The 13,123-nt window shown below is 42.3% G+C and carries 16 protein-coding genes; 13 read left to right on the forward strand and 3 right to left on the reverse strand.

What is annotated here, in order from left to right; translation table 11 throughout:
• Positions 1-428 precede the first annotated feature (428 nt).
• The 5 genes from JXA84_09910 (at position 429) to JXA84_09930 (ending at position 3,701) form a co-directional block, all read left to right on the forward strand.
• Positions 429-1,049, forward strand: coding sequence for a hypothetical protein (locus tag JXA84_09910; protein ID MBN1151517.1), 621 nt, complete (start codon positions 429-431; stop codon positions 1,047-1,049).
• Between the two features lie 77 nt (positions 1,050-1,126).
• Positions 1,127-1,570 carry a GNAT family N-acetyltransferase gene (locus JXA84_09915; protein ID MBN1151518.1) on the forward strand — a complete coding sequence of 148 codons (444 nt, stop codon included), beginning with the start codon at positions 1,127-1,129 and terminating at the stop codon, positions 1,568-1,570.
• Positions 1,571-1,582: 12 nt separating this feature from the next.
• Positions 1,583-1,936: a DHCW motif cupin fold protein gene (locus JXA84_09920; protein MBN1151519.1), complete on the forward strand. Its 354-nt coding sequence runs from the start codon at positions 1,583-1,585 to the stop codon at positions 1,934-1,936.
• Between the two features lie 60 nt (positions 1,937-1,996).
• A complete protein-coding gene (locus tag JXA84_09925; protein ID MBN1151520.1) occupies positions 1,997-2,875 on the forward strand; it encodes a PD40 domain-containing protein in 879 nt (292 codons plus the stop codon).
• Between the two features lie 28 nt (positions 2,876-2,903).
• Entirely contained in the window at positions 2,904-3,701 is a 798-nt protein-coding gene (locus tag JXA84_09930; protein ID MBN1151521.1) for a phosphotransferase, read from the forward strand.
• A gap of 50 nt (positions 3,702-3,751) precedes the next feature.
• Here JXA84_09930 and JXA84_09935 read toward each other — a convergent pair whose 3' ends face one another.
• Together JXA84_09935 and JXA84_09940 are read right to left on the reverse strand one after the other, a co-directional pair.
• Positions 3,752-4,234: an isoprenylcysteine carboxylmethyltransferase family protein gene (locus tag JXA84_09935; GenBank protein MBN1151522.1), complete on the reverse strand. Its 483-nt coding sequence runs from the start codon at positions 4,232-4,234 to the stop codon at positions 3,752-3,754.
• Positions 4,235-4,246: 12 nt separating this feature from the next.
• Positions 4,247-4,993 (reverse strand): class I SAM-dependent methyltransferase, encoded by a 747-nt coding sequence (locus tag JXA84_09940; protein ID MBN1151523.1) that lies wholly within the window; start codon positions 4,991-4,993, stop codon positions 4,247-4,249.
• A gap of 241 nt (positions 4,994-5,234) precedes the next feature.
• Here JXA84_09940 and JXA84_09945 point away from each other — a divergent pair, with 241 nt between their 5' ends.
• From JXA84_09945 to JXA84_09960, 4 genes are all read left to right on the forward strand, one after another.
• A complete protein-coding gene (locus tag JXA84_09945; protein ID MBN1151524.1) occupies positions 5,235-5,720 on the forward strand; it encodes an NAD(P)H-dependent oxidoreductase in 486 nt (161 codons plus the stop codon).
• Positions 5,720-6,070 carry a hypothetical protein gene (locus JXA84_09950; protein ID MBN1151525.1) on the forward strand — a complete coding sequence of 117 codons (351 nt, stop codon included), beginning with the start codon at positions 5,720-5,722 and terminating at the stop codon, positions 6,068-6,070. The genes JXA84_09945 and JXA84_09950 overlap by 1 nt, the downstream gene beginning before the upstream one ends.
• 183 nt (positions 6,071-6,253) lie before the next feature.
• Positions 6,254-8,191 carry a class I tRNA ligase family protein gene (locus tag JXA84_09955; GenBank protein ID MBN1151526.1) on the forward strand — a complete coding sequence of 646 codons (1,938 nt, stop codon included), beginning with the start codon at positions 6,254-6,256 and terminating at the stop codon, positions 8,189-8,191.
• Between the two features lie 68 nt (positions 8,192-8,259).
• Positions 8,260-9,240: a hypothetical protein gene (locus tag JXA84_09960; GenBank protein MBN1151527.1), complete on the forward strand. Its 981-nt coding sequence runs from the start codon at positions 8,260-8,262 to the stop codon at positions 9,238-9,240.
• A 74-nt stretch (positions 9,241-9,314) separates the two neighbouring features.
• Here JXA84_09960 and JXA84_09965 read toward each other — a convergent pair whose 3' ends face one another.
• Positions 9,315-9,737 carry a hypothetical protein gene (locus tag JXA84_09965; GenBank protein ID MBN1151528.1) on the reverse strand — a complete coding sequence of 141 codons (423 nt, stop codon included), beginning with the start codon at positions 9,735-9,737 and terminating at the stop codon, positions 9,315-9,317.
• 193 nt (positions 9,738-9,930) lie between these two features.
• On the opposite strand from JXA84_09965, the gene JXA84_09970 reads away from it, so the two are divergent.
• The 4 genes from JXA84_09970 to JXA84_09985 all read left to right on the forward strand — a co-directional run bounded on the left by JXA84_09970 (position 9,931) and on the right by JXA84_09985 (position 12,826).
• Positions 9,931-10,569, forward strand: coding sequence for a class I SAM-dependent methyltransferase (locus tag JXA84_09970; GenBank protein ID MBN1151529.1), 639 nt, complete (start codon positions 9,931-9,933; stop codon positions 10,567-10,569).
• Between the two features lie 61 nt (positions 10,570-10,630).
• Entirely contained in the window at positions 10,631-11,335 is a 705-nt protein-coding gene (locus JXA84_09975) for a hypothetical protein (protein MBN1151530.1), read from the forward strand.
• A gap of 133 nt (positions 11,336-11,468) precedes the next feature.
• Positions 11,469-12,032, forward strand: coding sequence for a hypothetical protein (locus JXA84_09980; GenBank protein MBN1151531.1), 564 nt, complete (start codon positions 11,469-11,471; stop codon positions 12,030-12,032).
• Between the two features lie 164 nt (positions 12,033-12,196).
• Positions 12,197-12,826 carry a hypothetical protein gene (locus tag JXA84_09985; GenBank protein MBN1151532.1) on the forward strand — a complete coding sequence of 210 codons (630 nt, stop codon included), beginning with the start codon at positions 12,197-12,199 and terminating at the stop codon, positions 12,824-12,826.
• Positions 12,827-13,123: the final 297 nt, after the last annotated feature.

A 13,123-nucleotide genomic window follows, 5' to 3' on the forward strand; every position in this document is an offset into this window, starting at 1 on the left:
GGCAGAAACGTAAAAAATCTCTACACCGGAGAATTCAGCCAAGGTAGCAATTCATTCTCCTGGGATTACAGGTCTGACGGAATCACTTCGGGCAATTACATAATGCTGCTGACAGTTCCGGGAAAGACTCTATCGGAGAAGTTCTCGATACTGAACTAAAATTGATGAATTGATTGCAATTCATTTTCGGGAAGGGGGAAAATACTTCCCCCTTTCTATAAGAAATATGTACACATATTTCTTTGTGCACGGATAGAGCTGTGTTTTATTCCGCTTAGTGTTAAAAATTCCAATGTTTATATTACGATTTCTTCGTTTAATAATTTATTCATAAAATTTTATATTTATTTATTCGGTTTTTTATTCACAGCGAATTTTGATTTGAAATTAATGTATAATTTCTGATGTTATAAACCGGAGGGATTTGAATGAAAAAATTCATTATCTCGATTTTCTTTATATTCTTGATATCTCTACCCTCATATTCATCGAGCAGATGGAGTATGGAAATAACAGGAGGCAGGGATTTAGTCTTCTCCAACACTATCTCCAAAAACTGGGATCACGGCTGGTCCGTAAGTCTGGGGTTTCTCTATAAAATACACCCCCAACTCAAACTCACCTTTGGAGTAGGATACCACTATTTCAAGTTACATATCGTGAATTGGGGCGCCGGAGGATGGCCAACAAGCCTGGTCCTCGACAGACTTGAGGGCAATGACACGAGGATGTACGATTTTTCATTTGGTTTTAACTCCTACAATTCTGTAAATTTGTCAGGTATATATGCGTCTGCAAGAAGCGGAATCTGTTACGTTGAATACGGCAGAATAGACGAATACACATATTTTTTCTGGGAACCTGACGTCATTTACAAAAACATCTCATATGGGACGAATGAATTAAGACCTTTCATTTCCATGTCACTGGGTTATGACATGAAAATCACATCACGTTTACACTTGAAAATCGAAGGCGGTATGATGACTGCATTCAAACGCGAATGCTCATTCATTCCCGCTAAAATCGCCTTCGAATATATGTTTTAGTTACTGATTAAAAAGTAAAAGTATCTCTTTTCCTGCTCATCTTTTTAGGGTTAAAATCCCAGAATATTGGAAAAAAAATGGAAGTTGTTTTCAAAGACATAGACCAAAACAATTTTTTCGATTGCATGGACTTGGAAGTAAGAAACGACCAGCCCTACGTCGCTTCCAATTCCTTTTCTGTCGCGGAGTCAAAAATATTTCCGGAATGGACGACAAAAGCAGTTTACCACGAAGAAGAAATGGTCGGGTTCGTCATGTATACACTCGATTTCGACGACGGAGAACTCTACTTGTGCAGGTTCATGATAGACAAAAACCATCAGGGCAAGGGTTTCGGAGTAGCGACCCTCGACCTTCTTAAAAAAATCGCTCTCGAAACCGACGGGATCGGGAAAATAGTTTTAAGCACAAGCCCTAAAAATTTAAACGGAATAAGGATTTACGAAAAATACGGATTCCGGGACACCGGAGTCATTGAAGACGGAGAGGAAGTTTTCGAACTGGTTTTAAACAAAAAGTGAGGAGGTGCGGGTATGGGAAAAAACATTCCTTTTCAGGTCATCGACTGGTCAGAAATCCCGAAAACAGAGCATTTAGGGGAAAAAGGCCTTGGATACTGGCAGACCCTTCAGTATGAAGGTCTTAGAGTCAGAATCGTCGAATATCTGCCGGGTTATCTTGCCTATCATTGGTGCAAAAAAGGGCATATAGTTAATTGCCTTGAAGGAGATTTTGTCAGCGAGCAAACTGATGGTTCAAAATTTGATCTCACTAAAGGCATGACGTATATAGTATCTGACGATGTCAGTTCTCATCGTTCCAAAACAGAAAACGGCGTAAAACTTTTGATAATCGACGGGGATTTTTTAAAGTTTATTCCCGATTAACCCGTCAATAATAGGGTTGAAATCAAGGTTTAAATCATTAAATTACAAAGAGGTGTCGCAATGAAGACAGCTTTTATTCTTGCATTTTTGTCAGTTTTCATGTTTTTAACATTGTATTCTCAACAAAACGACGGCCAACCACCCGAGAATTATTTTATGAGTCAAAATACTCCGTCAGACGTACCAGAAATTTTCGCGGCTGGAATAGTTTCAACGGATGCTCACGAGTTTTCATTATGCGTATCCCCGGACGGTAAAGAAATATACTTTACAAGAAGGCTCAAAGAGACAAATCAAACCGTCATAATGTTCAGCAGATTATCCGACAGTGGTTGGACAGCGCCGGAAATAACGTCTTTTTCCGAACAGTTCACGTTTGAAGCGATGATCACCCCGGACAACAGCAAGCTTTATTACCATGTCGGCAGAACCGTCGAAGGAGCGCTTCACATGTACACAATGTATGTCGAAAGAGAATCCGACGGATGGAGTGAGCCCATAGAAGCAGGCGAACAGTTCAATCCGGACAAAACAATGTATATCTCATCAACCCTGGACGGGACGATTTACACGACAGACATATCAGGAGGTATGGGTAACGAATTCATCGGCGTGATCAAACCGGTGAATGGTGGTTACTCTGTGTTGGAAAGGTTAAGCGCAAGGTTCAATTCGGAAATGACGTGCCAATACCCCTGGGTATCACCCGATGGAAAATACCTGCTGTTTTCAACCCCTGATTTCGACAAACCGATGAACAGCACGATGTTCATTTCGTATTCAGATGAAAACGGAATTTGGAGCGAACCGAAATTGATAGACCTGGGAATGAGGGCTAGTCAACCCTTTGTATCATACGACGGTAAATACCTCTTCTTTTCATCCGGCGAACCAGGCAAAGGAGATATTTACTGGGTTTCGACAGAAATACTGAATTAACTGCAAACTCATCGGGAGCGGATAAAAATTGAAAATTGACCTCGGAAAACCCATAGCATACGGTAGGACAGCCGAAATCTACCGGAGGCAGGACCGCTGGGTTTTAAAGCTGTTCTACGGCTGGTTTGACATCGAAAACATTGAACACGAAGCCGCGGTCTCCAGAGCCGTCAAAAAAACTGGGTTAGACATTCCCTATACCGGAGACATAATCCAAGTCAACGGAAGAAACGGACTGATCAACAGCAGAGTCGTCGGCAGGCCAGTATCGGAATTGATCATGCAGAGACCCTTGAATTTTATCCGCTACACAAAGCGCGTTGCAGAGCTTCAGTTTAAAACCCACGGGATTAAACCCGTTTCCGGATTGCCGTCACAGCGGAAAAACCTTTTGCACAGAATATCTGAATCCCCTGATTTGCCGGAAAATCTCAAATCAGAAGCTCTTTTGACCCTCGATTCGCTCCCGGAGGGTGACAGGTTGTGTCACGGAAATTTCCACCCCGGAAATATCCTTTCTACTGTCAACGGAGAGGTGATAATCGACTGGATCGACGCGACCAAGGGAAATCCTCTTGACGACCTCGCGAGGACAAGCGTCATAGCCCTGGGAGAAGCAGACACCGCACAGCGGGGTTTTAAAATGGCTCTGACTAAATTGTTTCATAAAAAATACATCGAACATTATTTCAACCTCAGCCCCGGCGGAGAAGACGAGTACAGGCGATGGCTGCCTGTCATTGCCTGCGCTAGACTTAGGGAGGGTATCCCCGAGATAAGGGATTGGCTCATAGACTTCGCTGAAAAAACGATACGAGATATATAAAAATTCGGAGCTTTAAGTTTCCCTGCTATAAAGGTGATTTAGGGGTAATGTCACTTTCTGCGTAAAAAAACGCCGTACGGCAATATACATGGGATTCGTTTTCTGTAATTAAAGTACTCCTCACCGAATCTATCCACCAGGTACGCCTCTTCCTTCCTGACTAAAAATATCAGAATCACGTACATGAAAAAAGGTGCCGTAAGTGCCAGCAAACTGTTTACCGTTAAGGCTATGCCGGGGACGATGAAAACTATCCATGATCCGTAAAGCGGATGCCTGCAAAACCCGAACACGCCAGTTGTGACCAGCTCGTCAGCTTTGTAGGCTTTCGTAACAGCTCTAACAGAAGCGGCAAAAAAAGCAAGCCCGACAAGGACGAAGACTGAACCCGTAGCCAGCAGATACTGGTAATGAACCAGACTTATCTCGAAAATGGGGCGCAAAAACCGGCTTAATACAATAGAAGTCATGCCGTATACAATAGAAAATACCGCGAAAGAAGGGCCTACTCCCCATCTGCTGATTCTTTTCAATATGCCTCCAAATTATTTGACCAGAGAATAGATGATGAAATTGGGCACCCTCACCTCATCGCTGAGTTCTGGCCAAACCTTCAATTGCTCTTCATCTACCGTAGGTTCAATTATCCTGGCCAGGGTAAACCCGGTCATGATGAAGCTGTTGACGTAGCTGGAGAGAGTTCTGTGGAAATTCGTGAAATCTACACCGAGCATTTTCCAGCGCCTTTCGCTTTCGTCGAAATAATTGTCCAATACCACGTGGGCTTTCTCTTTTTCAGAATTTACGTGCCACCTTCCGACTGCCGACCTCATAGGGTGAAGGTTTGCGACTAAGAAGCGCCCTCCGCTTCTGAGAATCCTGTAGACCTCTTTGTTGTTCTTCCTGAAGTCGATGAGGTCGCACTGGTTCAGGTACGAGACGGCGACGTCGAAAGTTTCATCTTCTATAAAGTCAAGTCTCTGAACGTCAGCTACCCTGTACTCCACGTTCAGATATTTGACTTCATTTGCAGCATTTATCATAGGTTCGCAAGAATCTAATCCGAGGACGTATTTAGCTCCGGCTTCTGACAATATCCTGCAGAAACGACCCTCGCCACAGCCGCAGTCCAGTATTTTCATGCCCTTTACTTCCCTGCATTCCTGTATCATGGGTTTGTCTAGAAGTCCTTTTCTCGTCGGGTTTCTGCCCTCTCTCGATTCTTTTATCCACGGGGAAGACAGCTCTTCCCATTCGAGTTTATACCTGGAATAATTCATAATTTCAGACAACCCTGCCTTTCATTGATAAAACCTTAATGCATTTCTTTGGACTGTTTTTTACACGTCAAATTCCGTCAAAACAAGCATAAAATTCAAAGTTGAATGATTTTTCTGAACAAAAAAATAATCCTCGAATAGTATTAAAAGACAGGTGTTTGGTCTGCAACACAATGTGGCAAGAAAAATCATTAGCTGTATAATATAAAAGCTTCGTCGCTGTCAAAGACCAAAAATTTACCAGGGAGTAATAATGCCCAAAGTTCTTGTCGTGTATTACAGCCAGACCGGCAACACCGAAAAAATGACCTGTTTCATCGCCGAAGGGCTGAAAAGCGGCAGCGCTGAAGCGGATGTCAGGAGAGTTGAAGATGTTTCAACCCAACAACTTGTCAAATACGACGGTATAATTGTAGGTTCACCCGTCTACTACGGCTCGATGGTCGCTCCTGTAAAAAAGATGTTCGACGACTCAATAGCTATTCACGGCAAATTAGACGGCAAGGTCGGAGCGGCGTTTTCATCGAGCGCCAACATAGCCGGAGGAAACGAAACCGCCATCGCCGACATCATAAACGCCATGCTCATACACGGGATGGTAATCCAGGGCGACCCGAAAGGCGACCATTACGGACCGGTCGCGATAAATATTCCCGACGAGAGAACCCGGAAACAATGTATAAGACTTGGTCAGAGAGTTGCCGGACTTGTTTTAAAACTTACAGAAAAGGAGAACTGATGCCAGATTTAACCCAGAGCTTTGTCATGATGGTCACTTTGACATGGATTCAATACCTCTTTAAAATCCTCGTCTATTCAGGAATTTTAATCGCCTGCGCGGTGGGTTGGAAGAAAAAGAAAAATTTTGGGTTTATCTTCATTCTGATTTCAGCTTTGTTGGGTCTTCTCCACCACCTGCCATCGATTTACTGCAGAGGCTTCTACGCCATAAGAAGGGTCCCTGCGCTTGAGTACGGTCAAAACATGATAAGATGGTCTTATATAGACTATACCGTTCTTCCCATAGTTTCGATACTTTTGGTAGCAGGCCTCTTCATTCTGGCTTTAAAAAAGAATTCGATCAACTGAAATTATTTTTCCGACGCGTTAACAATCTGCAACGGTATAAGCTCAAATATTCTTTATTATTACCTGAAAATTTGCTATTTTTATAAATTGATTACGAAGACAATAGAAAAACACACCTAAAGGAAAGAAAACAAATTGAAAGAAAGGCCCCAATTTCCGAAAAGGGCGGTGATAACCGCCGGAATGCCTTACGGCAACAAAGAACTTCACCTCGGACACATAGGAGGGGTTTTCGTCCACGCCGACTGCTACGCGAGATTTTTAAGAGACAGAATAGGAAAAGAAAACGTCATCTTCGTCTCGGGAACCGACTGCTACGGCTCTCCTATTCTTGAAGACTTCAGGCGGCTTTCTTCCGAAGGCAAAATCAGCGGGACAATTGAGGATTTCGTCAGGTCCAACCACGAAAAACAGAAAATTGTTCTTGATAAATACAGTATAAGCCTAAACCTCTACGCCGCTTCAAGTTTCGGAAGGTCCGGCGAGAACCACAAGGCGTTCTCGGATTATGTCATAAACACTCTTTATAAAAACGGTTTTCTCATCAGAATGACTACATCCCAGTTCTTCGACACTGAATTCGGAGTTTTTCTCAACGGACGGCAGGTCGTCGGTAAATGCCCCATCGAGGGTTGTTCATCGGAAAAAGCTTACGCCGACGAATGCTCGATAGGCCACCAGTACATGCCCGAAGACCTGATAGACCCCAAGAGCACACTATCCGGGAAAAAACCCGAAATGAAAGGTGTAGAAAACTGGTATTTAGACCTCGTCGCTTTCGAAGATTTGCTGAGACAATGGACTGAAAGCATCAGAGAAAAGCCCAACTCGCGCCCTTTTGTAATAAAAAGCATATGGGAATTCCTGGAGCCACCAATTATTTACGTCAAACGCGACCAGAAAGAAAAACTCCAACCCATCCTTTCCAAGCTACCCCAACACGAAATTATAGACGACGGGGACAAAACTCCCGTCCGAATTGTATTCCAAAAATTAGAACAAAGAGAAAAATCCTGCGCCATTCTCAGGGATAATTATATACGATTTCGAACCGGCAAGACGTTAGTGCCTTTTAGAATCACCGGCAACACCGAATGGGGAATTCCCGCTCCGATCATCGAGGGGGTGGAAGGACTGACCTTCTGGGTTTGGCCTGAATCACTGTGGGCGCCAATTTCGTTCACGATGACCTACCTCGAAAGCCTTCAAAAGGACAAAGACGCCTGGAGGGAATTCTGGTGCTCCAAAGATTCAAAGGTCTACCAGTTCATAGGAGAGGATAACGTCTATTTTTACGGACCCGTGGAAACAGCTTTGTTTATGGGCATGCAGGGCGGCAAACCCGTTCTCGACCCCGAGGAAGGCCAACTGCAGATACCCGACATTATTGCCAACAGCCATATTTTGTTTCTGGACAAAAAAGCGAGCAGCAGCGGCGCCATCAAACCGCCAAGCGCCGAAGACCTCCTAAACTATTACACGCCGGAACAATTGAGAGCACACTTTCTAAGCCTCGGACTCGGCTTGAGAAGCGTCGGATTCAAACCCAAGCCGCTAAATCCAAACGCAGACCAGTCAGCGGGTGACCCCGTCCTCAAGGAAGGCAATCTCCTCTCAAACGTTTTTAACAGGGCGGTGCGTTCGTGTTTTTACGGGGTCCAGAAATACACCTCCGGCAAAATACCAATGGGCGAGGTAAGCACAGAAGTGCTCAGTGACTCCGAATCTTTGATTCTCGAATACGAAAACCGCATGCACAAATGCGAATTGCACCTTGTGATAAACCTTATGGATTCTTATCTTCACGGGATAAACAAGTTCTGGTCGAAAAACATGAAGGAGGCGGACGCGGCAGGAGACGATTCCCTTCGCAGACAGACCCTGATAGACGCTTTCCACATGATCCGAACCGCGGCTGTTCTCATGCACCCGATAGCCCCGCAGGGAACCGAAATGATACGCGAATACCTGCGATTTGACGAAAGTTTTTGGAGCTGGGACCGGATTTTCGAGCCTGTGTACTCATTCATGAAAGACCCTGTAAACCACGAACTCAAATATTTAGAGCCTAGGGTGGATTTTTTCACAAAACACCCGAACCAGATACAGGGAAAACCCTGACTAAAATTTAGTATAAAAAACTTGTGGCGATTATAACCCATAAACTCAAAAAAAATTTAAGATACACTGTGTCAGGTAAGTGCGAGCGCTGCGGCAAACCCTACAGTGTTTCAAAAGACGTGGACGTGGGCGCCGTATCACAAACAACCTCCCACAGGCCTAACGTAAACACGGAAAAACTTGTCTTGAGATCAATTTCAGTGACAAAAAACGTGTTCTGGGATGTTTTGAAAAATATCTTCGCAGAACCCCGCAGATTCGACGTAGTAAAATCCTGCCCCTCCTGCGGACATACTCAGTCCTGGATGGTTTTAAACGACACACGGGGAAAAAACAAGATATCACAATTTTTCAAATCAATAACCGGTTCCGACACATATCTAATTAAAACACCGACGGCACCTTCTCTGTCCATAAGCATGCCTGACACGGACACCACATCAATTCACGATTATCCCCCGGAGATACCTTTTGAATTGACCCGCACTGTTCAGTCCAGCCTTTTTTTCTGTCTTAAAAAAGGGGTTCCACCCCTGTACGTAAAGTATCTCGGGGCGAAAACAATGCTGGTCTCAAAAAACAGGATCTCAAGAGCCGAGGGTGAAGACATTCTGAAACAAATAGATTATTTAAATAAGCGGAGGGCGGTCGGAGATTGGTTCAAAACAAATCCCGTTAAAATGGATGAGCAAATCCTTTTTGCGCTCGCGATGAGAATGAACAGACGAAACTGGCGAAACCTGGCGAGGCTAGCGGAAGATTTTCACTACAGGTACGTCAGCCGAGAAAAGTTGATGCGCCTGCTTCTAAAAGAGGAAAACGATGGAATATCCGACATCGCCCTCGACGACGACAAGGCGATTGAATTCTATTTCAACGTCGACCGGAGAAAAAAGCAAATTGTCATCTGCCAGGAATGCAAAAAACAGATGTTGATACCGATAGAACCGCTGCCTTCGGTGTTCACCTGTCCAAACTGCGGAAAGACAAAAAAATGTTCTTGGCGTCAGTTTCCGAACTCAAATGCCCGGTTTATTTTTTTGGAATAAAACCAAAAAAATTTTCGGTGATTTAACACGTATTTATTTATAAATGACATGTTTTTCGCGCTCAGTTAAAAGCGTTACGTCAGAAAACCAAAGACAGCAAGAGCCATCCCTATCAAAAAAACAACCGAATATTCAACAATTTCTCTTATCAGACTTATATCGTTCAGAAAACGGTTGTTTTCAGGATTCTTTTCGTCATACACCACCGTTATTGTCCTGTTTATAAATGTCTCAGGTTTTCTGCTGGCAAACCTCGATTTTGAGTAATAGGTTTTACCCTTGCCGTCAATAAATTCAGCCACGAACCTGTGTTGTCCAGTGTTCACAGTGTTGTCGTTAGGGTATGTAGTCGACTCAACTATTCTTGCCTGAGCTCTCGCGCCTGACTTTAGAAGTTTTTTGTCTTTCGTCCAATGGAAAAAACCAATGATAAGGCGCGGCATACCAATTACAATCAGTATCAGCCCCGCCATTATAGCCAAATTTGCCAAATCCATGCTGTATTATATCATAAAACATGGTTATTGTGGTTGGTACAGTGCAGAATTCTATGGTGTCTTTAATTTCAGACAGTTGAAATCCATGTTAATCTGAGAAAAAATGCTCTATCATATAAACAATAAATACCATGAAAACTATTAAAAAATTCCGAAAAAGAGCAGAGGAACCTGTCAGCGAAGAGTACAAAACATGAATTTGCTCCAGATAAGCGACCTTTGCAGAGAAAATTTAATCAAGTACACCCTCGAGGCTTTTTCAAAAATACCCCTTATCAAAAGACCTGTCATTCTCGACGCCGGATGCGGGACCGGTGTGTCTTCCCTCGCCGTAATCGAACACACCGACGGTTTGATTTACGCTGTCGACAAAGATGGGGAAAGTTTGAATTTATTCAGGCAAAAAATCTCTGATAGAGGATTTGATAACAGAATTAAAATCGTCGAAGGTTCAATCCTTGAGCCATCGCTTTTCGATTTCGGGTTCGACATCGTTATTGCTGAAGGGCTGTTAAACGTTTTAGGATTTGACGAAGGCATAAAAACCCTTCTCAAATACTCCAAGAACGGCAGTTTCTTGATAATACACGATGAACTCAGGGACTATTCGTATAAAAAGAAGTTTTTCAGAAAAAACTCACTGAGTCTTCTTTACGAAATCACAATTGATGAAAAAATCTGGCTCGAAGAGTATTTTCAATGTTTGGAGAGAAAATTAAAACTTATCGAAGACAAAAAAAGGGCTGAAAAAGAACTGAGAATAATTGAAAATCAAAAGAAAGAAACCCAAAACCTGCGGTCTGTTTATTTCATTTTGCGCTATCACCACTGATGTTGAATGATATTTTTAGCTTTTGTGGGAAAAAACCGGTAAACGGGGAGAAAGTATATTCATGCTGATGCCGTCTGAAAAGGCATACAAAGAGACAAAACTAATAATTTTCGGGAAAAGTGAAATCAAGCCTGAATTTTTACCTTTAGCTCGTTGGATTGACAAGGAATTTAAAGTCAAAACAATAAACATATACTACGACACAATTGACGAAGGGAAAAGACCGAGGCTCGGAGTCTTTTTTGAGAGTTCAGAGGAAGCTGAGAGCTTCCATGAAAACGGGCAATTTTCAAACTTCGACGCAAAAAAACAAAAAATGATCGCCGATAAATTCAAACAGGTAAATGAAGAACATGAATTGACTGTCGGGACTGATTCTCAGAACTTCCTCAAAGGCAAAAAAACCGAAAAATATATTGTTGACAACCTCTTGGTATATACAGACGCTTTTGAACCAGCCGCAAAAATTGAGGCAAACGAGAATATCCCGCAGGAAAGCATAGAAGAACTAAAACGAAGTTTAAACTGCCCTGATCTTTGGGAGATCTCGCGCTCTTTTTCAAAAGTGAATTTTTTTCTGCTCACAGACGATCAGGTCAAAAAATACAGTAAAATCGCCAAAGAATGGGAGGACAGATACTTTGACCTCCTTGTTCAATACGATGAATTCGGATACTTTGAGCGCGAAAGCTTTTCAATTGGGCTGGACAGCAAAGAGAATTTAATCAAAAACTATGAAGGCAATTGGTTTTATTACTACAAATGACAGTCATAAAACCGGCATTTACCCGGGCAAGTTATTAATTGTATAATATTTTGGGGTTTTTATTTATTTATTCGATAAAAAGGAGGTTATAGGATATTCAAAAATTGTTAGCTTAAAAAAGGTAGGTTTCAAAATGAAAGAAAATCACCTGAGAATTTCTATGGTTGTCACTATGTTCGTTTTGTTTCTTGTTTCTTTGCAGGATGTATTTGCTTCTACCAGCCCTTCTTCCGAACAAACAGATCTCAGATCCAAGACCGAATGGGTGGCTTTTCAATTTGGCGTTGGAACTGGTCTTATCGCGGTGCATTTAGATCTAATAACTATACGCAGACCGTCCTTTTTCTGGGAACTTCTCCATTATAGATCAACTGGATTATTAGATTTCGTCCATATAGAAATAGGGACTCTTGGAGGTTTGCCCTACAGAATTGGCCAAAACTATGAGTTGCGAACAGGATTAGGTCTCGTATACAGTTATTATTATCGCGATAAACGAACTTGGGACGGCTATGGAATCTCTCCCCAAATAAGTTTTCTACTGACTAAATCACGAAAAATAAAATGGGAAATAACAGGATCATTGCATCTCCCTATTTCAGGGAAATATGGCGTTGACAGTGAATACAAATATCTTCAACCCGAACCCTTTGAAAAACCCGTAATATTCACTGTCTGTATTGGTTTCAGAATTTAAAAAAAAGTTTATCCGGAAAAAAACAACTGATCCAAAATTTATTTAACAGTCAGTACAGTGCTTTGTCATATACATATGTAGAGAATTTTCCGGGTATTTTTTTAAATTTCATTGTTTTTGTATTTCAATGATAAAATCTGTTTAGGTTAAAAATCTTCAAAATCATGAGCGGTCTAAAAACAGAATTCTCCCCTTGCGTCAATGGTTTCAAATTTGAAAACAACTTTAGGCCGGGCATTGAGTGTGTTGTTTTCGGAAAAATTCTCGGCTCTTTATTTTCAATAGGTCTATGCGGAGGGATGTATTTTGCCGCACTTGACAGGTTTCATCAATCAAGACATACAGAGACGAGAACCGATACCCCTGGGTTTCAAGACCGCTTGTTCCTAGAACTTTTTATCAAGCAGATCGCAACATTCACAAAAGGTGTATGGTACAAAGTTTTTCTCTGGCAGGCATCCCCTGACAATGATGAAAATCAAAGGGTAAAAAGCGTAAGCAGCAGGACCAAAGAAGTCTGGCCGTCAATCCAAAACAGCATCGACAAGGGAGTTCCTGTCACCCTTTGTTTGATCTGCGTCAAAGGGTTTTGGAAAAATCCGGCAAAAAACCACCAGGTGATCGCCTGCCATTACGAAGAAAGAAAAAGCGGAATTACCATCAGGGTTTACGACCCCAACCACCCGGGAGTTTTTCAAAAAATTGACTTGGTCATGAAAGAGCGAAACGTCTTGATAAAGTACAGCTCTCCATTCTTGAACCCTGTCAGAGGTTTTTTCCCTGTTATGCACTGATAAGATAACTTTAACCTGCAAAGAATTGGGGTTTTAATATTGGTCAAAACTTAATTGCTTTACAAATGAAAGATTGTGCTTTCTGCAGAATAATTGAAAAAAACTTCCGAGCAGTTAAATCTACGAAGATGACCTTGTCGTCGCCATCATAGACATAAAGCAGGTCAACAGCGGTCACGATTTTATCATCAAAAGTATGATTTTTCGTCGCGAAGATGATAAACAGGGCTATGCGCAAAACAGGCATCCGTACTGAAGGGGTTAATTATTTTTTAGCCGACCTTCATGTTTTCCCAA

This window comes from candidate division WOR-3 bacterium (assembly GCA_016926475.1).
Taxonomy (GTDB): Bacteria; SDB-A; SDB-A; order SDB-A; family SDB-A; genus JAFGIG01.